The following is a 21,947-nucleotide window of genomic DNA, read 5'->3' as shown; positions in this document are numbered from 1 at the left end:
CCTCCGAGGCTACGCCGAGCGATACGGGCGACGGCTACGGGGAGCGGTAGGTTCAACCGGCCGCAATGGCGGCGTACGACCACACATCGGCTGGCAGCTCATGCTTGAGCTTCCAAACGATGGCCATGGGGTTGCTGCCCTCGTGCGAGACGTACTCAGCCGGGCCTAGCAGCATCCAGGGCTGCGCGCCGCCGATGTCGTTCTTCTTGTACCGGCGGACGAACAGGAAGACATCGGTGCCCAGTTCCTTGTGCGTCTGGTACCGAACCCCGGTGGGTGAGGTGCTGGACGTCTGGTTTTGGGACTCCCAGTGGAAGAGCTCGGGGCTCAGTGCGTAGTCCTTGTACCGCGTCTCCGGAGAGAAGTCCTTCTCATCTTTCTCAAGGGTGACGAGGAGGGCATCCACCTTGGCGTCCTGGCACCACTTCACGCCCTCACGGAAGTGCCCGGGGAGGAAGCCTCCCAGCTCTACCTGTCCCAGAGCAGGGAGTATCTCTTCCCTGCTGTAGGAGGCGTGCACGGTCAAGGGGGTGTTGGCCCTGCGCCCAACAAGCTGGACGGGCAGGTGCCCCGTGTGCGAGAGGTTGTAGCTGAGGACCTGACGCAGCTCGCTGCGAAACGCTGTTTGACCCTCCAGCGCGCGGAAACCCCCACTGTACGAGGCGAAGCCGCCTCCAAGCGGCCACAATGAGAAGAAGAGCATGCGGGCGTATGCCTGGCCACGCTCATCCAACGATTCATACGCAGGCGCGCCATCCTCAAGCATCCGGCTATAGGCAACTACGCGCTCCGGGTCATCGACATGCAGGAATGCCGAGATGCGCTTGAGTAGCGCTTCCTCGCCATCCGGTCCGACCTCTGGGAGCAGGCGAGCTCGGCGGAGGAGTCGCGTCCAGGAGTTGCCGGAGCGGTAGAGCTCCTTGAGCTCGTGCTGACTCTCGCGAAGATAGTCCGGTAGCGCAGGCAGTGCGTAGGCGGCCACCTCGCGCGTCAGCTGCGTGACGTTGACGTTGAGCTGGCTCTTGATGTTGTCCAGGATGCGCTTCTTGGACTTGCGGTCGAGCACGATCTGACAGCCAGAAGGCAGCAGCGGGAAGTCCTGCTCCATATTGTCGACAAGACGCTTGCGCGTGAGATTGGTCAAGGCCCGGAACTGCTCTTCGAAGCGGAACTCCTTACGGTGCTGCCCAATGAAGTCGAGGACGGTCAGCACGGCCTTGTCGGGTGTGCGCCGGAGCCCGCGGCCAAGCTGCTGGAGGAAGACCGTGGCACTTGAAGTGGGCCTGAGCAGGAGCAGGGTGTCCACGTCGGGGATGTCCAACCCCTCGTTGAACAGGTCGACGGAGAAGAGCACCTGCATCTTCCCGTCCCGGAGGTCGGCCAGCGCCTGTGCGCGCTCGGGCGCCGGCGTCGAGCCGTCGAGGGCCTTGGCATTGAGGCCAGCCTGCTGGAAGAAACGGGCCATGAAGTGCGCATGGGCCACGGATACGCAGAACCCTAGGGCGCGCATGCTGCTCGGATCGGTGACCTTGTCCTGCACTGCCTTGACGACTAGGCGGGCGCGAGCATGATTACCGGTGAATAGCTTGTCCAGCTCGCTCGTCTCGTAGGCTCCACGTTTCCACGTCAGGCTCTCCAGGTCCACCGTGTCGGCGATTCCGAAGTAATGGAACGGGCTGAGGAGGTCGTTCTCCAGCGCTTCCCACAAGCGCATCTCAGCTGCGATGCGGCCATCAAAGAACTCATCTTGGACGTTCTCGCCGTCCATTCGCTCAGGGGTCGCGGTCAGACCCAGCATCTCTGCGGGCTTGAAGTGATCGAGAACGCGTCGATAGGTCGGTGAGACGCCATGGTGGAACTCATCAATGACGATCACGTCGAAGTGGCCCGGTGCGAAGCGTTCGAGGGCTTGGGCGGTGAGCGATTGGACGCTCGCGAAGACATGAGACCAGTCCTCGGGAACTTCCCCGCCCACCCATAGCTCGCCGAAATTGGCATCGTTGAGCACGTGTTGGTAGGTGAGCAGCGATTGCTTGAGGATCTCCTTGCGGTGAGCGACAAACAGGAGCTTCAGCTGGCGGTTCTGAAGCTTCCTGCGGAGTGTCCGGTAGTCGAGCGCGGCCATGACCGTCTTCCCTGTGCCGGTTGCGGCGACGAGAAGGTTCTGGTGACGATCGTGGACGTCGCGTTCGATCTGGAGCTGCTCCAACATGTCCCTCTGGTGGGGATACGGCCGCACCTCAAGGCCGGAGAGGCTGATGGTTGCAGCTTCGCCCCGTTGCCTACCTCCAGCTTGCCGCAGCGCTCCCTCTAGCCGTTCCCCGTCCGTCTCGGGGTCGTAAGGCTCGAAGGCTGCGTCGCTCCAGTACGAGTCGAACGTGGCCTCGAACTTTTTCAGTACGGCGGGAGTCGCCACGGAAGACAGTCGAACATTCCACTCCAGACCGTCGAGAAGTGCTGCACGAGAGAGGTTGGAGCTCCCCACGTAGGCGGTGTCGTAGCCACTGTTCCGGCGGAGCAGCCAGGCCTTTGCGTGTAGGCGCGTGGACCTGAGCTCGTAGTTGACCTTGACCTCGGCGTTGAAGTCGCTGACCAGCCGGTCCAGTGCCTTCCGCTCCGTAGCGCCTATGTACGTGGTCGTGAGGACCCGGATCGGTACGCCGCGGGAGGCTGCACCCGCAAGTGCCTCCTCCAGCACGCGTAGGCCGTGCCACTTGACGAAGGCGCACAGCAGGTCGACGCGGTCAGCGGTGGCGAGCTCGGCGCGCAGTTCGAAGCCAAGGTTGGGGTCCTCGGGCGCGTTGGTGAGCAGCGCAGTGTCGGACAAGGGTGTGGCAGGGCGGACGTCGTACGGGCCGGTTTCCTGCTCGGCGATGGCGAGCAGTTGCCGTGGACCTTCGGCGATCACCTCAACCCACTGATGGGCTCCTTCGAGGCTGCTCATGGACTCGAGGATCTGGTTGGCCGCCACTACCCGGTCGGAGGGGCTCAGGGAGGCAAGGATTCGATGCACGGTCTGGCTGATGTGACGTGCCAGTACGTGGGGAGAGGAGTGTTCCCCGACGGGCTGTGCGGTGGCCTTCCAGCCATTGGCCTCCAGCTCGATCAGACGCTCTTCGAGGCGCGACGTGATCAGTTGCTCGTAGAGCCCCGGCACAGGCGTGTGGTGACTGAAGCGCTCGTTCATGGACGTATGCCCCCCTGCCTTCCAGCTGTTGGCCAAGTTCTACCAGGGAGGTACGACAGCGGATTGGCACCTTCTCGGCTGTGAGCGCAGCGGATGACGCATACAGACTGGGAATTGGTCAAAGGTGACGCGTTTTGATCGAGGGTGAGTAGGGTCTGGTCATGGGGATCCGTGATCTGCTCATCGAGATTGGTGCGACGTATGACAAGGGCTTGGGAACGAAGGACGACGTCCCCGCCCAGGCGCGCTTGCGTGATGTCGAACAGTGCTTCGCCTCGGCCGTGCCAGCGGGCTACAAGGTGGAAGGGCATGGGGGCAACGGGAATGCCGCAGAGACGCCGTGGATCGGGGTGTTCGACCGGCGCTTGACCGAGGACCCGAAGGCTGGCCTCTACCTCGCCTATATCTTCGCCGCTGACCTTGAGACCGTGACACTTACGCTCCAGCAAGGAGTGACGCGACTGTCCGGGACGTTGGGCGAGGGCAAGCGGCGCCGAAGCTACCTGGAAACCAGGGCGAAGGTGTTGCTGGCAGGGCTCCCGACGGATCTGGTTGCCGGCTGGGATGTTCGCCCTGACTTCAAGAGCAAAGTCGCAGGGCCGCTGTCCTACGAAGCGGGGAGCGTGGCGGCACGGTGCTACGACTTGTCCACGCTGCCGAGTGAGAGTGCCCTCCGCGAGGACCTTTGGCACATGGCCGAGCTCCTTCAGCTGACGGCGGTGGCCGAAGCGAAGATGGAGGCCGAGGAGTCGCCCGGCCGGCTGCAGGTGTCCTACGCGGCGAAGGAGTACCACGCCAGGACCAAGAGCCTTGATGGCTTCCGTCCGAAGGACAGTGGTGACTATGTCGCCCACATCCCCGAGCGCACGATCAAGAAGACGCGTGACCACGAGAACCTCATCAACCGGTTCGTGGCGTACATCGAGCAGCGTGGGTTCACCGCATCCACCGAGCATCCGAAAGACATCGTGCTGCGGAAGGGCGGGCACGAGTGGTTGGTGGAGGCCAAGACGGTGAAGCGCGGCAACTCGACCTCAGCCGTGCGCGAGTCGGTGGGCCAGCTCTTCGAATACAGCCACTTCCTCTACAAGAACAGCGCCGATGAGGAAGGCAACGCGGCGAAGCCGCATCTGCTGGGGCTCTTTACCGAAGACATCAAGGCGTACGCCCCGTACCTGGAGAGTCTGGGCATAGCCTCCGTGTGGATGACGGCGGAGGGCTGGGAGGGCTCTCCCTCGGCGGTCTCGGCTGGTCTCGTCGACTGAGAGAAACGATTCGGCGCCCTGGTGAGATAGCCGCACCAGGGCGCCGATCCGAACCGTCAGCGGTACTGCCCAGGCCCCTGGGGCCAGCCCGCGTTCCAGGCCGGCGGCGGGGCGTACGGCCGCGGCAAGGTTGCTGAGGCTTGGGTGAGGGATGGTTGGGCTATGTGTTTGCGGGTCCAGAGGTGGTGGAGGAGTTCCTGTTCGCGGGCGGTGAAGTCCGGGCCCGCCGTGCCGTTGTGGGCGCGCTGGCGGAGGAAGGCCAGGGACGTCGCGAACGAGATGTACTCCGCCACCGTGCGGGCCGCCGCCGGGCCGCCGGTGCGGCGGGCCACGTCGCGGGCTATGCCGCGGGCGCGCATCGAGGAGAGGGCGAGGGGCTCGGGCGGGGTGAGCCAGCCGGCGATCTGGTAGGCCGGGAGGAAGGTGCGGATCGTGCGCAGCTCGTTCTGCCGGGACCAGATCGCGAGCCAGGTCAGGGCGCCGAAGACGGGCACCATGAAGAGGGCGTAGACCGCGAGGAAGGCCAGGGGCGACAGGCTGGCCGAGCCGTTCCAGACGGAGTGCAGGACCATCGCGGTGAGCAGGCCCGCGAGGGGGATGAGGACGCGGAGCACCTTGCGGCGCGGGGCCAGGGTGGCCGCGATGCCGAAGCCGAGGCCCGTCATCGTGGTGAAGAGCGGGTGGGCGAACGGCGACATCAGCACGCGCATGAAGAAGGTGGCCACCGTGGCCGCCGGCACGCCTTCGTGGCCGAAGCTCAGGTCGGTGGCGAAGGCGTTGCCCAGGTAGAGGATGTTCTCGGTGAACGCGAAGCCCGTGGCCGTGATGCCCGCGATCACCACGCCGTCGACGGTGTTGTTGAAGTCCCGGCGCCGGAAGAGGTAGAGCAGCAGCACCGCGGCCGCCTTGCCGGTCTCCTCCACCACGGGCGCGACGAACGTCGCCCCCCACTTGTCGGCCTCCGGGCGCTGCGCGAGGTCGACGGAGCTGAGCAGCCACTCGGTGGCGTAGCCGTTGGCGATGATGGCCATCAGCGTGGCCGCGCACGCGCCCCACGAGAAGGCGAAGACCAGGTTCTTCCAGGGCTTCGGCTCGACGCGGTCCATCCAGCGGAACGCCGCCACCAGCAGCGGCACGGGCAGGACGGCCAGGCCGAGCCCCACCAGGAACCCCTCGGTGCCGGTCTGCTCCCGCACCAGGGCGAGGATCACCAGGCCGCACAGGGCCAGGAGCAGGATCAGCGCGCCGGCGCGCACCGCCTTGTTGTCCCACAGGGCGCGGCGCGGTTTGTAGCGCCAGCCCGCGGGGGCGGGCATCGCGGGGAAGTTCGGCTGCTGACCGGAGGCGGGCGCCGGCCCGGCTGCAGGCTGCTGGTGGGTTGGGGACTCATGCACTCGACGACCCTAACCAAGGGATGCCGGGGCGGCCCCGAAATTCCGGGGCCCGGCCCTCCTGCCGCCTGCCGGCGCGCGTCAGAGCGGCAGGGCGTCAGTACGGCAGGGCGTCAGTGCGATGCGATCAGTGTGCCTTGCGGCGGAACAGCAGGTCGTGGACCACGTGCCCCTTGTCCAGCCCCTGCCCCTCGAACCGGGTCAGCGGCCGGAAGTCCGGACGGGGCGCGAAGCCGCCGTCGGACTGGGTGTTCTCGAAGTCCGGCGCCGCGGAGAGCACCTCCAGCATCTGCTCCGCGTACGGCTCCCAGTCCGTCGCACAGTGCAGCAGCGCGCCCGGGGCCATGCGCGTGGCCGCCAGCGCCAGGAACTCCGGCTGGATCAGCCGGCGCTTGTGGTGCCGCTTCTTGGGCCACGGGTCCGGGAAGTAGACGCGCAGGCCCGCGAGGGAGTCCGGGACGAGCATCTCGCGGAGCAGGATGATCGCGTCGCCGTTGGCGACCCGGACGTTGTCCAGGCCGTTCCGCTCGGCCAGGCCGAGGAGGTTGCCCTGGCCGGGGGTGTGCACGTCGCAGGCGAGGATGCCCGTGCCCAGGTCGGCCGCGGCCATCTTGGCCGTCGCCTCGCCCATGCCGAAGCCGATCTCCAGCACGACGGGCAGCTCAGGGTCGCCGAAGAGCTCGCCGAGGTCCAGCTTGCTCAGGCCGTCGATGTCGAGGCCCCACTTGGGCCACAGGCGGCGCAGGGCCTCACCCTGGCCGGTCGTGACCCGGCTGCGGCGCGGCTGGAACGAGCGGATGCGCCGCTCGTGATGCGAGCCCGCCGGATCCGGCGCCGGACCGTCGGGGAACATCGGCTCGCGACGGCCACGGGCCTGCTGCGCAGCGGCCGAAGAAGCAGCGGCTGAGGAAGCGGCGGCCGGAGAAGCGGTGGTCGCCTCGGCGGCCGGAGCGCCGGACTGCTCGCCGGCGGTCGCGGGGGCTGAGGGGGAAGCGTGGTTCTCGGACACAGTCCTTCAATTCTACGGGCGTACGGAAACTAGCCCGAGGCTTTCACTTTCCGCAGGTCAGAGGGTGTCCACCGCCCGCAGGGCCCGCCGCGCCACCTCCCGCCCGATCGGCAGCGCGGCCGTCGCCGCCGGGGAAGGCGCGTTCAGCACGTGCACCATCCGCGGCGACTCCGCGAACAGGAAGTCGTCCACGAGCGTGCCGTCCCGCAGCACCGCCTGCGCCCGCACCCCCGACGGGGCCGGTATCAGGTCCTCCGCCGTCACCTCCGGCAGCAGGCGGCGCGCAGCCTCCGTGAAGGCGCGCTTGGACAGCGAGCGCCGCACCTCCCCGGCGCCGTAGCGCCAGTGGCGCCGGGCGAGCTGCCAGGAGCCGGGCCAGCCCACCGTCCCCGCCAGCTCGCCGGGGCGCACCGTCAGCGGTCCGTAGCCCTCGCGGGCGAGCGCCGGGACCGCGTTCGGCCCCAGGTGGACCGTGCCGTCGATGCCCCGCGTGAGATGGACGCCCAGGAACGGGAACGCCGGGTCCGGCACCGGATAGACCAGGCCGCGCACCAGCTCCGCACGCTCCGGGACCAGCTCGAAGTACTCCCCGCGGAAGGGGACGATCCGCACGCCGGGGTCGTCGCCCGCGAGCCGCGCGACGCGGTCGCTGTGCAGCCCCGCGCAATTGACCAGCGCGCGGGCGCGCAGCACCTCGCCGAGCCCCGTGCGCACCGCGACCGCCGCACCGCGCCGCCCGATCACGCGCGCCTCCGCCCCGTACCGCACGGAGGCCCCCGCGTCCTCCGCCAGACGGGCCAGGCAGCGCGCCACCGCGCCGTAGTCGCACACGCCCGTCGAGCCGACGTGGATGGCCCCCGTGCCGCGGACGTGCGGCTCGTACTCGGCTATCTGGGCGGGGCCGAGCTCGCGCACCGGCACGCCGTTCTCCCGGCCGCGCTGGACGAGGGCGTGCAGCCGCGGCAGCTCCGCCTGGTCCGTGGCCACGATCAGCTTGCCGCTGACCTCGTGCGGCAGGCCGTGCTCGGCGCAGAACTTCACCATCTCCGCCGCGCCCCGCACCGCGAACCGCGCCTTCAACGACCCCGGGCGGTAGTAGATCCCGCTGTGGATCACCCCGCTGTTGCGCCCGGTCTGGTGCAGCGCGGGACCGGGCTCCTTCTCCAGCACCACGACGCTCGTACCCGGCCGGGCGCGCGTGATCGCGTAAGCCGTCGACAGGCCCACGATGCCGCCGCCGACCACCAGCACATCGCAGTCGTACGCCCTCACCACGTCACCTCCCCGCGCCTGCCGGCACACCCGCGACCGGGCATCCGGGACCCCTCGGCGCCTCACCCACGCCCCCCATCATGACCTGCGCCACTGACATCCGGTCGAAACCCAGGTCAGACAGGGGATCGGGAAAGATCGGACAGGAGACCGGGGAGAGAACTGATCACGCGCTCGCGCCGACGGCCCCCCGCGCGCCGGCACCACCCCTCACGCCGATGACGCCGGCACCACCCTCACGCCAGCGACACCAGCAGCGGCCGCGCCCTCTCCCGCAGCTCCATCACCCGCGGCTCGTCCCCGTACGGCTCCAGCCGGTGCAGCAGGTCGCGGACGTACTCCGTGGTGCGCGCCGAGGAGATCCGGCCCGCGACCTCCACGGCCCGCGTGCCGGCCGCGCAGGCCGCGTCCAGATTGCCGGACTCCAGCTCGGCGACGGCGGACACCACGAGCCGCAGCCCGTGCGAGCGGACGAACTCCTCCGTCGGACGGGCCAGCGCCTGCTCCGTGAAGCGCTGCACCTGCCGGGGCATGCGCAGGTCGCGGTAGCACTCGGCGGCATCCGCCGCGAACCGCTCGTGGCTGTAGAAGTCGAGCCAGGACGGGTCCGGATCTCCCGTACGGGCCCGCTCCAGCCAGCCCTCGGCGGCCTTCAGCGCGGCACCGCACGCGGGTGCGTCCCCGGCCTTGGCCTGGGCCCGGGCCTCCACCAGGCGGAAGAAGCTCATGGTGCGGGCGGTGGCCAGGCCGCGGTTGCGCTCAAGGGCGGCCTGCGCCAGGTCGACGCCCTCGTCGGCGAAGCCGCGGTACGTGGCTTGCAGGCTCATCGAGGCGAGCACGTAGCCGCCCAGCGGCACGTCGGCGGCCGCGCGGGCGAGCCGCAGGGCCTGGATGTAGTAGCGCTGCGCGGCCTCCTGCTGGCCGGTGTCGAAGGCCATCCAGCCGGCCAGCCGGGTCAGCTCCGCGGTGGCGCCGAAGAGCGAGCGGCCCACCTCGTCGCTGTACGAACCGAGCAGCAGGGGCGCCGCGTCGACCCGCAGGCACTCGGGGACCATCGACGAACGCCAGTCGCCCCCGCCGTACTTGGAGTCCCAGCGGCGCGCGTCCTCCGCGGCCTCCCGCAGCTTGCTGACGTCACTGTGGCCCACACGCTGCGGTATGGCGCCGTCCGGGCCGCCCCCGCCCTCGGCCTCGCCGGCCGCCGTGTGGGCCTCGCGCGCGACCGAGCTGTCGGCGGGCGTTATCAGCCACCGGGAGGCAGGCGTCGCGTACGCGCTGACGGAGAAGGATCCGGCCAGGCTCTGCCAGATGCCGCCACCCCCTCGGCGACCGGCGAGATCCAGCCTGTACAGCTCCGTCGCGGAGCGCACGGCCTGGCCGACATCGCGCGGAAAGGAGAGCCCGACCTCCGGCGCCGGATCCGCGTCCGCGAGGCCGATCTCGTGCAGCGGGACGGGCCGGCCGAGCTTGCCGGCGATCGCCGCGGCGATCAGATGGGGCGCCGCTCCCTGGGGCACCATGCCCTTCGAGACCCAGCGCGCGACGGACGTCTTGTCATAGCGAAGCGTCAATCCGCGCTGCGCACCGAGGTCGTTGACCCTGCGCGCGAGACCGGCGTTGCTGATCCCGGCGAGGGCGAGGACGGTGCCGAGCTTCTCGTTCGGCCCGCGTGGCTCCCTGGACATGCGCACCCCTCGACGACGCGACGCCCGCCCCGGCATAGGCGCGGGGCATTCGTAAACCCAGCGTAGTTCCCCGCATCCCGACCGTTAAGAGGTGGTGTCCCGGATGGCGAGATTCTGGTCCGTGCGGACGTGCACCGAGGGGCACGTGCTCCGGTTGTGTGTGGCTGTGCGCCCGCCGTGCGCTCTATCCGCGCCATCAAGGGAGCGCTTCCATGGGAGTTGCGTGGGTTGGCCCGCTGCACTGGATCCAGTGGGCTGGGGGAAGCCGCCGCCTCATTCCCCGCGGGCGGCGGACCGGTCCGGGAGGCGGCTGACCGCCTCCCGGACCGTGACGCGTGGGTCGAAGCACCGGGCGAGTGCGCCCCCATGGCCGCACCGTCCCGAGTTTGGCCGGATAGCGCCGTCCGGAACGCTGCGCCCGGCCGCCTGACCGACCGTACGGGCAGCCGCCCACCGCCGCCCTACTGCCCTTCGGGGATACGTCCTTGGCGCGTCGCACGCGCGCGTGGGCCTCTTATCCCTCCGTACGTGACAGCATGGCGGTTGCGTACGCACAGTCGTCTGCGCACGGCGCGACGGCACGCCATTTCGCTCCGCAATGACGTGAGTTGGGGCGAAAGGCGCGACCGGCGTGTTGCCTCGTTCGTGGTGGTCTCGTTGTGGCAACCGGCGGACTCCTGTGCATGATGTGTCGCGGCGCTCGGTCAGTTGCCGCTCGGTCAGTCGTCGCGTTCGTTGTAAACGTGCGTCGTAAACGTTCGTCGTTAACGCTTGTTGTCCAGGTTCGTTGTCCACGTCGGTTGTCCACAGCCTGTGGAGGCGTCATGCGCTGGGTGGTGGGGTGGAGCAGCACCACCTCGGGGACCGTGCAACAACATGCCGCACCCCCCGGCGCCTACGGCGATCACGGCGACTTCGACGCACCGACCGTTCACCCCGTCGGCGCCCAGCTCCTGTGGGGCGATCCGGCCCCCCTGTGGGCCGTCGGCGACTGGCGTCCCGACGAGGTCCGCGTCGTCCAGCTCGATCCCCTCACCCGCCTCGCCGTCCTCGGCCGCTGCGGCGCCGGCGACGAGCAACTGCGCGCCGGGCTCGTCGCCGCCCGCGGAGGCGCCCTGCGCCACCTCACCGCCTGGCCCGGCAGCTACACCGCCGTCGCCCAAGTGGGCCGCCGCACCACCGTCGTGGGCGACCTGGCCGGCGCCCGGCCCGTCTTCCACACCGCCTGGGCCGGCGGCACCGCCTACGCCACCGCCGCCCTGCCCCTCGCCGACCTCATCGAGGCCCAGCTCGACATCGGCCACCTCGCCGCCCTCCTCGCCTGCCCCGACTCCCCGGAAGCACTCGCCGACGGCACGCCCTACAAGGGCGTACGGCGGGTGCCGCCCGGGCACGCCCTCGTCCTGCGCGACGGCGCCCGCGATATCACCGGCTACGAACCGACGGCGTCGCTCGCCGTCTCCGCCGCCCAACTGCCGCCCGACAAGGCCGTCGAGGACATAAGGAACGCCCTCGTCGAAGCCGTACGCACCCGCCTCGCCGCCCCGCGGCACGCCCCCGACCCCGGTTTCAGCGGCCTCGACCCCGGCCCCGTGCCCGGCATGGGCCCTGCCCACCGCCGCGCCGCCCGCGGCGGCCCCGCCCCCGGCGTCGGCGCCGACCTCTCCGGAGGCAGCGCCTCCGCCACCCTGGCGCTGCTCGCCGCCGGCCTGCCAGGCCTGCCCGGCACCCCCCTGGGCCACGGCACCGGCGGCGGCGGACGGCTGCTCGCCGTCACCTTCAACGACCTTGTCACCGACGACAGCCGCGTCCGCCAGGCCGAACTCGAACGCGCCCACGCCATCGCCGCCAACCCCCGGCTGCGCCACATCGTCGTCGCCGCGGGCGAGGAAGCCCTGCCCTACGCGGACCTCGCAGGCGGCCCCCTGACCGACGAACCGGGCCCCTCCCTCATCACCGCCGAACGCCACCGGCACCGCCTCGCCGCGGGCGGCGCGGACCACCTCGTCGGACACGGCGCCCGCCAGGTCCTCGACGCCCACCCGGCGCGCCTCGCCGACCTCCTGATGGACCGCCGCCGACGCCACCTGCTGCGGCCCGTCTCCGCGCTCGCCCGCGCCGACCGGGCCTCCGCACAGGCCCTCGTCATCCCCTTCACCGTCTACCGGGCGGCCCGCCGGCTGGCCCGTACGTCCTACAGAGAAGGCCTCGAAGCGGCCGCCGGGCAGCTACGGGCCACGGCCTTCCCCGTCGTGGACGACACCCCGGGCCAGGCCCTCCCGGCCGGCGTGGGCGGGGCCGTCGACGCGTCCCTCGCCGCCCTCACGTGGTGCCGGCCCGGGCCCGCCGCCCGCTGGCTCACGGGTGAAGCTCTGGCCGAAGTATCGGTTCGTCTCCAGGCCGCGGCCGTCCGCCCCCAAGGCCTCGCGCAACGCCCCGGGGAGCGCCGCGCGGCCGCCGCCCTCGCCCGGCACGCCGCCGACCACCGCATCCTCGAACAGGCCGCCGAGGTCCGCAGCCAGCGCCTCCACGCCCCCTTCCTCGACAACGAAGTCGTACGGGCCTGCCGCTCGCTCCCCGAGGCGCTCCGGGTGCAGCCGGGGGCGCGCGCCGCGGTCCTGCGCGCCGTCCTCGCCGGGGCGGGCGTGCGCGACCTGCCCCCGGGCTGGGGCGCCACGTCGCACGCCGCGCACGCGGCAGCCGTACGGGCGGGCCTGCGGGCCTCTGCCGGCCCGCTGCTGGAGCTCTTCGAGGCCCCGCTGCTCGCCGACGCCGGACTCGTGGAGGCCCGCGTCGTCCGCGCGGCGCTGCACGGGGCCGCGAACGGCCGTGCGCTGCCCCTGGACGGCCTCGCGGAGCTCGTCTCCACCGAGGTGTGGCTGCGGCGCCTGCTGGCCCGGCGCGGCACGTGCTGGACCGGCTCGGCGGCACCGCGCCAGCGGGCGGTGGCGGGCGGGGTGGCACCCGGCCCGCCTCTATGAGAGAAGCCGAGCCGGTCACCCGCAGGAGATCCACGACCGCGCCCAGTCCGACACCGCCGTCCACCCCATGCCGTGCCGCGGCTGCACCGTCAGCCGGATCGTGCGATGGCCGGAGAGCGGCACGTACACCGGCACCGCCGGCTCCCCGCCCTGCACCACGCCGGAACGCCACAGCGGCACGCCGTCGCCGTAGACGGAGAACTGCGCGGCACCGAGCCCCATCGACATGTCGTCGACGCCCACGAGGGCGCTGAAGGCTGTACAGGGCCGGTTCAGCTCGATGGTGACGGCCGAGGGCGCGTGCACGCTCACGCCGTTTCCGTACGTGACGCCGCCGACCCGCAGGCCGTACCGCTGCCACAGCCAGCTGTGCACGCCCAGCCGCACCTCCGGCTTCGTGCCGTCGCCGGCGCCCGCGTACGAGAGCTGGGCGAGCTGGTAGACGGCGGGCGGCCGGGGCGGGGGCGACGGGGTGGGCGAAGGCGACGGCGAGGGGGACGGAGACGGCGAGGGCGCAGGCCGGTGGACGGGCGGCGCGGGAGGCGGCGACGGCTTCGGCCGCGGTTTGGGCAACGCGGCGCGGACCGGGACCGCGGATGCCGCGGCGGCGGGCCGGGTGGGCGCCGCGACGGGCGCCTTCGCCCGGGGCGCCGGCACCGAGCGAACCGGCGAGGGCGTCGGCGACGGGCCGGGGGAGTGGCTCCGCTGCGGCACGGGCGTCGGCCGGGGCGTCGCCACGGGCGCCTTGGAGGCCTCGGCCTGCGGCGTCGGGGCCGGCGCGGACGAGCCGATCAGTGCGTACGCGACGGCCGCTCCGGCCGCGGCCACCACACCGCCGATGATGCCGATCTTCGCGGGCGCCCCCAGGCCATGGCTCGCAGCACTGCTCCCGGAGCCACCGGCCCCACCGCCGGCGCTCCCGCCGGACGCACCACCCGCTCCCGCCCCCGAACCAGCAGCCCCGGCAGTCCCACCGCTCGCAGCAGCGACGCCGGCTCCCGCCGCCGTGCCGGCCCCGGCCGCCGCCCCCGCCGCCAGGCCCGCAGCTGCCTTGGCGGAGAACCCTGCGGCGAACCAGCCGATGACCGCCACCGGCAGCAGCGCCCGCAGCCGCTCATTGACATCCGCGACCTCCAGCGCCGCCGTACGGCACCGCGCGCAGCTCTCCAGGTGCCTGCGCAGACCCCGCTCGGCCCGCATCCGCAGCCCGCCCCGGGCATACGCGCCGAGCCGGTCCGCATAGCGGGCGCAGTCGCCGCCCGCCGTCAGCGAAGAGCTCACATGGGCCTGGAGATACGCCTGCTTGAGCCCCTCGCGCGCCCGGTGCGCGAGCACCGCCGTCGCGTTGGCCGTCAGCCCCAGCAGCGGCGCGACCTCGCTCGGCGACTCCTCCTCGACCGTGGTGTGCCACAGCACCGTCTGCCACCGCGGCGGCAGACTGCGGAACGCCTTCACGGCCAGGGAGTGCTCGGCCTCCTGCATGGCCAGCACGTCCGCGCCCAGGCCGGACGTCTCCCCGTCCCCCGCACCGGCCGGTAGCTGCTCGGCCGACGAGGCGAACTCCGCGAAGTCCTCGACGAGCTGCTCCCGCTTGGCGCTCTTGCCCCACAAGGCCGCGACCCGCCGCACCGTGGTGAGCAGATAGGCGCGCACCGACGTCTCCGGCCCCGCGCCGCCCCGCACCGCTTGCAGGGTGCTCGCGAAGACCTCATTGGTGAGGTCGTCCGCGGTGTGGTTGTCGCGGCAGCAACTGCGGGCGTAGCGGCGGACCGCGGGGGCGTGACGGCGGTAGAGCTCCTCGTACGCATCGCTCTCGCCGGCCCGCATCCGGGCCACCAGCTGGCTGTCCGTCAGGGGCGCTTCGGCGGCAGCATCCGTCCTGCGGTGCTTGCGCCTGCGCTGCTGCGGCACACTGGGCGCCGCGGGACGCCCCTCTCCGGAGGACCGGGGCGAGGGCGGTCTGTCCGCCTTCTCGTTCCCGCTCGATTCTTCCTGCCCGTCAACACCCATAGCGCAGGCCCCTGTACATGCCGGTACACCCGAACACCGGCACAGCGTGGCACAGGGCATGGCCGTCACTGGCACGCGATGGGCAGCAACCACTCGTCCGGGGCGACTTCTGCCGCATGGAGCACTGGATGTCACCCGAACGGGGAAGAGGATTCCGGATGCGCCCGGACGGCCTGCGAAGCCGTACCGGGCGCGCCCGTCACAGAAACGAGCTACGGAAACGAACTACGAGGAGCGAGCCATGCAAGCGCGCTGCCCGCAGTGAGCTACGCGGGTGCGCTGCCGAAGCGAGCCGCAGCAACGCGCCCCCGGAGACTTACTCGGTCGGCCGCGAGCGCAGCCCCTCCAGCAGGATGTCCAGCAGCCGCGAGGACGCCGCCGCCTGCTGCACCGCGTCCGGCAGCGACGGCGCGGCCGTCGCTATCACCAGCAGCACATCGGCCACCGTCACGTCCGGCCGCAGCTGGCCCGCCGCCCGCGCCCGCTCCACAAGCCGCCCGACGACCTCCAGCAGCGCCGCGGCGCCAGCGTCGTGCCGCTCGGCGACCGGAGCCGGCCGCTGCTCGACCAGCCGCAGCTCGTGCAGCTGGCCGCCCGTGGCGCCCGGCTGCCGCTGCTGCGGCACGCGCGCCTCGATCTCCTCGTTCTCGGCGTCGACGCCGACCCGCAGCACCTGCGGCGGCAGCAGCCTGCCCGCGCCGGACGCCACCGACGTGCGCAGGAAGCGCGAGAGCGCCGACCACGGCTCGTCCTCCTGACCGAGCGCCGTGCGCGCCTGCTCGGTCAGCCGGGCGGTCTCCTCCTCGGCTATCCGCCGGACGAGGACGTCCTTGCTCGGGAAGCGGCGGTAGACCGTCCCCACGCCGACGCGGGCGCGGCGCGCCACGTCCTCCATCGGCGCGCCGTAGCCCAGCTCGCCGAAGACTTCGCGGGCCGCGCGCAGTACGTGCTCGAGATTGCGCTGGGCGTCCACGCGCAACGGCGTGCTGCGGCCACCGCCCGCCTCTGACGGCGCGACAGCGGTCGACCAATGAGAGCCCTGCATATGCATATGTGTTCCCCCGGTTATGACGTCTCCCCCCGGAGACTCCCCGCCCTGACTGCCGGGGCACGTCTCTGACACCCCGACGGAGTACGAACATAGTTGAGCCCAGGTCAAGAAAGAAGGGGTAGTTCCGCACCGGGCATCCCCGATTGGAGTACTTCCCCCCTCCGCACCGATTCTGCACCACCCCACAACCCCACCGCATCCACCCTGACCTGCGCACCTGTCTCTCGAACCGGTGCGCCCCCCATGGAGGGATCAGCTCCGCCGTCGGTCATACATTTCGCACGGCCTGTGGACAAACTCCGGCCGGGGGTGCGTCATGGGGAAGGAGCTGTGCTCGCGGACCTCGACGACTGAGGAGTGGCCTTGGCGAAGGAACCGGCGCGCATTCTGGTGGTCGGCGGCGGCTACGTCGGGATGTACACCGCCCTGCGCTTGCAGCGGAAGCTCAGGCGCGGCGAGGCGATCGTCATCGTGATCGACCCCGAGCCGTACATGACGTACCAGCCCTTCCTCCCCGAGGCCGCGGCCGGCTCCATCTCCCCGCGCCACGTGGTCGTCCCCCTGCGCCGCACGCTCGACAAGTGCCAGGTCGTCATCGGCGAGGTCAAGTCCATCGACCACGCCAAGCGCGCCGCCGCCATCAAAACCCTCGCCACGCACGAGGAGGGCACCGGAGCCGTCCAGATCCACTACGACGAGCTGGTCCTCGCGCCCGGCTCCGTCTCGCGCACGCTGCCCGTCCCCGGTCTCGCCGAGTACGGCATCGGCTTCAAGACCGTCGAGGAGGCCATCGGCCTGCGCAACCACGTGCTCGAACAGATGGACATCGCCTCCTCCACCCGCGACCCCGCCGTCCGCGACGCGGCCCTGACCTTCGTCTTCGTCGGCGGCGGCTACGCGGGAGTGGAGGCCCTCGCCGAACTCGAGGACATGGCCCGCTACGCCGCCCGGTACTACCACAACCTCGAACCCGAGGACCTGCGGTTCGTCCTCGTCGAAGCCACCGGCCGGATCCTCCCCGAAGTGGGGGAGGAGATGGGCCGCTACGCACTGCGCGAGCTGCGCGGGCGCAACATCGACGTCCGCCTGGACACCCGCCTGGACTCCTGCACGGACCGCGTCGCCGTCCTCAGCGACGGCTCGCGCTTCCCCACGCGCACCCTCGTCTGGACCGCGGGCGTCAAGGCCCACCCGGTGCTCGCCGCCACCGACCTCCCCCTCAACAGCCACGGCCGCCTCAAGTGCACCGCGGCCCTCACCGTGGACGGCGTCGAGCACGCCTGGGGCGCCGGCGACGCGGCGGCCGTCCCCGACCTCACCTCGGACGCCCCCGACGCCGTGTGCGCGCCCAACGCCCAGCACGCCGTCCGCCAGGCCAAGGTCCTCGCTCAGAACGTGCTCGCCTCCCTGCGCGGCAAGCCCCTCAAGGACTACCGGCACAAGTACGTCGGCTCCGTGGCCTCCCTGGGCCTCCACAAGGGCGTCGCCCACATCTACGGCAGGAAGATCAAGGGCTATCCCGCCTGGTTCATGCACCGCGCCTACCACCTCAGCAGGATCCCCACCTTCAACCGCAAGGCCCGCGTCCTCGCCGAGTGGACCCTCACGGGCCTCTTCAAACGCGAGATCGTCTCCCTCGGCTCGCTCGAAAACCCCCGGGCCGAATTCGAACTCGCCGCAGACACGGGACGTCACCCGGAAGCGAGTTGAAGCAGGTCATGGGCCCTGTGGCGGAGCCGGGAACTCCCCCGGAGAGGCCGACGTCTGACGGATGTCAGTCCGGTCGGCCACACTGGTCGTGTGACCATGGGTGGGCTCGTACCTGCGAAGAGTAACAATTACGAGGATTCGGACGTTTGCTGCATTCCCCCGGGGGCAGTCCCCCGCACCGCCAACCGCGGCCCCGCGCCGGGCACGCGGATCGGCCACGCCACGTCGCCGAGCTGGTCCGGAACGACTCCGCGAGGTAATCCTCTGTGAACTTCACCCGCTGGAGCGCCCGGCTCCCCGGCACACAGCGCCGAGCCGCGGCGCGCGCCGACCGCAAGGACCGCACCGCCGCCCCCGCACCGCCCGCGGCCGGCGGCTCCGTGCCCGCCGCCCGCGCAGAGGCCACCCCGCCCGCGGCCCCCGCACCGGACGGCCCCGTCCCGACCCTCGACGGCCTCTCCGTCCACGACACGCTCGGCAAGGTCCCGGCCCTCGTCGCCGTCGTCTACGGCCCCGAGCACCGCATCGCCTACGTCAACGACGCCTACGCCGCCCTCTTCGGCCCCCGCACCCCCGGCGCCTCCGCCCGCGAAGCCCTCCCCGAGCTCACCGAGCTCGGCCTGCTCCCCCTCATGGACCAGGTCCTGCGCAGCCGCCGGCCCCGTACGGTCAAGTCCCGCCGCGTCACCGCCGACATCAACGCCGCGACGAACATCGCCGCGCCCCGTCCCGCTCCACCCGCCCCGGGTGACGGCGCCCCCGTGGCCGACGTCCCGCACCAGGCGCCCGCCCCCGCGGCTGCCGACGCCGAAAGCCGCCCCCGCAGCGGCTACTACACGTTCACCTGCTCCCCGATCGAAGTCGGCGCCCCCGAGGCCGGGCAGCCCGGCGTCCTCGTCTTCGCCGCGGACGTCACCGACCAGGTCGAGGCCGCCGAGCGGCTGCGCGCCAGCGAGCGCCGCCAGCGCGAGGCCGCCGTCACCCTCCAGCGCAGCCTCCTCCCGCAGGAGCTCGAACAGCCCGACGACCTGCGCGTCGCCGCCACCTACCAGCCCGGCGGAAAGGACACCGCCGTAGGCGGTGACTGGTACGACGTCATCACCCTCGGCGCCGGCCGCACCGCCCTCGTCATCGGCGACGTCATGGGCCGCGGCGTGCGCGCCGCCGCCGTCATGGGCCAGCTCCGCACCGCCGTACGGGCCTACGCCCGCCTCGACCTGCCGCCCCACGAGGTCCTCCAGCTCCTCGACGGCCTCGCCGGCGAGATCGACGCGACCCAGATCGCCACCTGCATCTACGCCGTCCACGACCCCAACGAGGGCCGCCTGGTCTACGCCTCCGCCGGCCACCTTCCGATCCTCGTCCGCGACCCCGACGGCACCGTCCGCCGCGCCGCCGAACCCACCGGCCCGCCGCTCGGCACCGGCGGCTGGATGCACACCTCCGGCACCATGCCGCTGGGCCCCGGCTCCAGCGCCGTGCTCTACACGGACGGCCTCGTCGAGCGCCGCACCGAGGACATCGACGAAGGCGTCGCCGCCCTGGAGCGCGCCTTCGCCGGCGCCACCGGATCACCCCAGGTCATGTGCGACCGCCTGATCCGCGCCCTCGGCGTGACCGCCGACCACGACGACGACGTCGCCGTCCTCGTCCTCCAGCACCCCGCGCGCACCGGCCACGACGCCGAGCTCTTCCACAACGCCGCCCTGGAGCTCCTCGGCGGCATCGAGGCCGCTCCCCGGGCCCGCGCCTTCGCCTCGGGCGTCCTCGTCAGCTGGCGCTTCCCGACCGAGCTGCGGGACCTGGGCGTCCTCGCCGCGAGCGAGCTCGTCGCCAACTCCCTCCAGCACGGCACACCGCCCATGCGGCTGCGCCTGCGCCGCACCGACCGCCGGCTGATCATCGAGGTCACCGACGGCGACGACCACCTCCCGCGGCGCCGCCGCGCCGAGCCGGCCGACGAGGCGGGGCGCGGCATCTCGATCATCGCCACGATCGCCTCGTCCTGGGGCTCACGGCGCACACCCGGCGGCGGGAAGGCCGTCTGGTGCGAGTTCGCTTTGCCGGCGGGGCACGGGTGACGCAGGAGAGGGAGGGCGCCCGGGGCGCCCTCCCTCTCCTCTTATATGCATACGTGTGTCAGACGTGTACGGCGGTGCGCTCGCTCGTCTGCGCTTCCGTCTCCGTCTCCGCTTCGGCCTTCGCCGGGCGGCGCTGTGCACGCGTCACCAGCGGATTGTCCTGCGCCGGGGTGAGCCGGCGGCCCAGCCGCAGCGCCAGGGTCGTGATGAGCAGGGAGCAGGCGATCACCATGGCTATGTACGCCACGTACAGGCCGCCACCGGCCATCAGACCGCCCACGGCCGGCCCGATCGCCAGCGCCAGCTGCTTCACGAGCGCGAACGCCGAGTTGTACTGACCGACCAGCCGGGCCGGCGCCAGGTCCGCCACCAGCGGCGCCACCGTCGGCGACAGCATCGACTCACCGATGCCGAAGAGCGCGTACGTGGAGATCAGCAGCGCGGTCGCCACACCGTGCGCCCCCGGAACGAGCCCGGAGATCCCCGCGGCCACCCACGCAACGGTCCAGATGAGACCCACGAGCGCCATGACCCGGCTGCGCCGGTGCCCCTCGACCAGCTTGAGGACGACGAACTGCGCCAGCACGATCGCCGCGGTGTTGGCGGCGAGCGCGATACCGAGCGTCGCGGGCGAGATGCGGGTGACCTCGACCGCGAAGGCCGCCAGGCCCGACTCGAACTGTCCGTAGCAGGCGAAGAACATCACGAAGCCCAGGACGCACAGCTGCACCATGGCCCGGTCACCCAGCAGCGTCCGCCAGCCGCCCTTGGCACCCTCGTCCGTCGGGACCGCGTCCTCGACCCTGGGCGCCTTCGGCAGCCGCACGGTCGCCACGGCGACACCCAGCACCAGGAACATCGCCGCCTCGATCGAGAAGAGCCGCACGAAGCTGCCCGGGTCCGAGGTGTCCACGAGCTGCCCACCGAGCAGACCGCCGAGGCCGAGGCCGAGGTTGTTCAGGAAGAACTGCATCGCGAACGCGCGCGACCGGGTCGTCGGCGTCGAGCACCAGACGATCATCGTGGCGAGCGTCGGCTGGATCACCGCGATGCCGGCACCCAGCGCCGCGGCCGCGGCGAAGACCATCGACTCGGTGGACGCCAGCCCCATCCCCATCGACCCGGCTGCGGCGGCGACCGTACCGGCGACGGCGACAGGCAGCGGACCCCGCCGGTCGATGACCCGGCCGACGAAGGGGAGCACGACGAGCGCGGACACGGCGAACGTCATGAGCACCAGGCCTGCGGTGCTCGCTCCGAGGTCCCGTACCTGCGACACATAGATGAACAGGAACGGGACGGTGAAGCCGTTGCCGAACGCACTCAGGGCGTTCCCCAGCTGGATCCGGCGCAGAGCTGCGCCCATCGCGGTGGTCACACTCACCTTCCTAGGTCGTGGTTGAGGGGCGGGACTGTCCAAGCCTGAAGACTTCAACAGTAAAGTTCGAAGCTAAAGAGTACATGGCGAAGGGCTTTAGTGCGAATCGGTTCGTGTCATACTGCCGGGCATGGCTGACACCCCCGGCGCCTCCGAGCCGAGCCTCGACGAACAGATCGCCGCCTATCAGCGCGAATTCCAGGACCTTGACCCCCAGGTGGAGAAGGTCGTCTCGGCGCTCAGCCGCCTCAACCGGCGGATGAACGTCGCCTACGGACGCCAGACCGCGGAGCTCGGCATCAGCAATGCCGAGTGGGAGGTCCTCAAGGCCCTCGTGCTGGCCGGCGCCCCGTACCGCCTGGGCCCCGGCGACCTCGCCAAGCGGCTCGGCCTCACTCCTGCCGCCATGACCCACCGCATCGACCGGATGGTCGCGGAGGGTCTGGTGACCCGGGAGCGCGACGAGAGCAACCGTGTCCGCGTCATCGTCGGTATTACGGAGGAAGGCCGCGGCAAGTGGCTGGAGGCCATGCGGATGGCCACGGTCTTCGAGGAGGACCTGCTCCAGGACCTCTCCGGCGAGGAGCGCGGCCGGCTCGGCGAGATGCTGACCCGCCTCCTGCGCCGGGTGGAGGACGCCCAGCCGGACGCCGGCGGACGGCTGAGCGACCTCGACTGAGGTCCGACCGGGCCCGATTGAGTCCGGCTGAGGGGTGCTCAGCGGCCAGTTGACACTCCTCTGACGGATGGGTAGTGTTCTCCGAGTTGTCACGGAGCCATGACGGTTCTGAGACAGCCACTCGAGCCGCACCGGCGGCACTCACTACTGCACGGCCCCTGAACGGGATGAATTTCGGCGTGCCGGAATTCGGATCGTGAAGGCCTCGGACTCCGATTAGGAGTCACCGGGGAAATCCGCTAAAGTAG

The 21,947-nt window shown here is 71.4% G+C and carries 13 protein-coding genes; 5 read left to right on the top strand and 8 right to left on the bottom strand.

All coding sequences use genetic code 11. The annotated features are described in order from the left end of the window. Positions 1-52 precede the first annotated feature (52 nt). A complete protein-coding gene (locus D7231_RS33200) occupies positions 53-3,187 on the bottom strand; it encodes a DEAD/DEAH box helicase (protein ID WP_120759841.1) in 3,135 nt (1,044 codons plus the stop codon). A gap of 161 nt (positions 3,188-3,348) precedes the next feature. On the opposite strand from D7231_RS33200, the gene D7231_RS33195 reads away from it, so the two are divergent. Then, positions 3,349-4,452, top strand: coding sequence for an MrcB family domain-containing protein (locus D7231_RS33195; RefSeq protein WP_120759839.1), 1,104 nt, complete (start codon positions 3,349-3,351; stop codon positions 4,450-4,452). Positions 4,453-4,508: 56 nt separating this feature from the next. Here the strand turns inward: D7231_RS33195 and D7231_RS33190 are convergent, their stop codons facing one another. From D7231_RS33190 to D7231_RS33175, 4 genes are all read right to left on the bottom strand, one after another. Continuing rightward, positions 4,509-5,846 carry a PrsW family intramembrane metalloprotease gene (locus D7231_RS33190; RefSeq protein ID WP_422396780.1) on the bottom strand — a complete coding sequence of 446 codons (1,338 nt, stop codon included), beginning with the start codon at positions 5,844-5,846 and terminating at the stop codon, positions 4,509-4,511. Between the two features lie 124 nt (positions 5,847-5,970). Continuing rightward, the gene (gene trmB / locus D7231_RS33185) at positions 5,971-6,852 is read right to left on the bottom strand and encodes a tRNA (guanosine(46)-N7)-methyltransferase TrmB (RefSeq protein ID WP_120759834.1); all 882 of its coding nucleotides are present in this window, start codon (positions 6,850-6,852) and stop codon (positions 5,971-5,973) included. Between the two features lie 57 nt (positions 6,853-6,909). Next, positions 6,910-8,124 (bottom strand): L-2-hydroxyglutarate oxidase, encoded by a 1,215-nt coding sequence (gene lhgO, locus D7231_RS33180; RefSeq protein WP_120759858.1) that lies wholly within the window; start codon positions 8,122-8,124, stop codon positions 6,910-6,912. A gap of 236 nt (positions 8,125-8,360) precedes the next feature. Further along, positions 8,361-9,809, bottom strand: coding sequence for an NsdA family TPR-like regulatory protein (locus D7231_RS33175; protein WP_120759832.1), 1,449 nt, complete (start codon positions 9,807-9,809; stop codon positions 8,361-8,363). Between the two features lie 824 nt (positions 9,810-10,633). Here D7231_RS33175 and D7231_RS33170 point away from each other — a divergent pair. Then, positions 10,634-12,790 (top strand): asparagine synthase-related protein, encoded by a 2,157-nt coding sequence (locus D7231_RS33170; protein ID WP_120759830.1) that lies wholly within the window; start codon positions 10,634-10,636, stop codon positions 12,788-12,790. 15 nt (positions 12,791-12,805) lie between these two features. Here D7231_RS33170 and D7231_RS33165 read toward each other — a convergent pair whose 3' ends face one another. Together D7231_RS33165 and D7231_RS33160 are read right to left on the bottom strand one after the other, a co-directional pair. Beyond that, positions 12,806-14,800 carry a sigma-70 family RNA polymerase sigma factor gene (locus tag D7231_RS33165; RefSeq protein ID WP_120759828.1) on the bottom strand — a complete coding sequence of 665 codons (1,995 nt, stop codon included), beginning with the start codon at positions 14,798-14,800 and terminating at the stop codon, positions 12,806-12,808. Positions 14,801-15,116: 316 nt separating this feature from the next. Beyond that, the gene (locus D7231_RS33160; protein WP_120759826.1) at positions 15,117-15,851 is read right to left on the bottom strand and encodes a TetR/AcrR family transcriptional regulator; all 735 of its coding nucleotides are present in this window, start codon (positions 15,849-15,851) and stop codon (positions 15,117-15,119) included. 414 nt (positions 15,852-16,265) lie between these two features. Here D7231_RS33160 and D7231_RS33155 point away from each other — a divergent pair, with 414 nt between their 5' ends. Continuing rightward, a complete protein-coding gene (locus tag D7231_RS33155; RefSeq protein ID WP_228774979.1) occupies positions 16,266-17,561 on the top strand; it encodes an NAD(P)/FAD-dependent oxidoreductase in 1,296 nt (431 codons plus the stop codon). A gap of 266 nt (positions 17,562-17,827) precedes the next feature. Beyond that, entirely contained in the window at positions 17,828-19,642 is a 1,815-nt protein-coding gene (locus D7231_RS33150; RefSeq protein WP_120759824.1) for an ATP-binding SpoIIE family protein phosphatase, read from the top strand. Between the two features lie 58 nt (positions 19,643-19,700). On the opposite strand, the gene D7231_RS33145 is transcribed toward D7231_RS33150, so the two are convergent. Further along, positions 19,701-21,020, bottom strand: a complete 1,320-nt coding sequence (locus D7231_RS33145; protein WP_120759822.1) for an MFS transporter — start codon at positions 21,018-21,020, stop codon at positions 19,701-19,703. A 130-nt stretch (positions 21,021-21,150) separates the two neighbouring features. On the opposite strand from D7231_RS33145, the gene D7231_RS33140 reads away from it, so the two are divergent. Then, positions 21,151-21,699: a MarR family winged helix-turn-helix transcriptional regulator gene (locus D7231_RS33140; RefSeq protein WP_120759820.1), complete on the top strand. Its 549-nt coding sequence runs from the start codon at positions 21,151-21,153 to the stop codon at positions 21,697-21,699. Positions 21,700-21,947: the final 248 nt, after the last annotated feature.

Source organism: Streptomyces klenkii (assembly GCF_003626645.1).
GTDB classification, from domain to species: Bacteria; Actinomycetota; Actinomycetes; order Streptomycetales; family Streptomycetaceae; genus Streptomyces; species Streptomyces klenkii.
The sequence above is the reverse complement of the archived record's forward strand: the minus strand, read 5'-3'. Positions and strand labels throughout refer to the sequence as shown.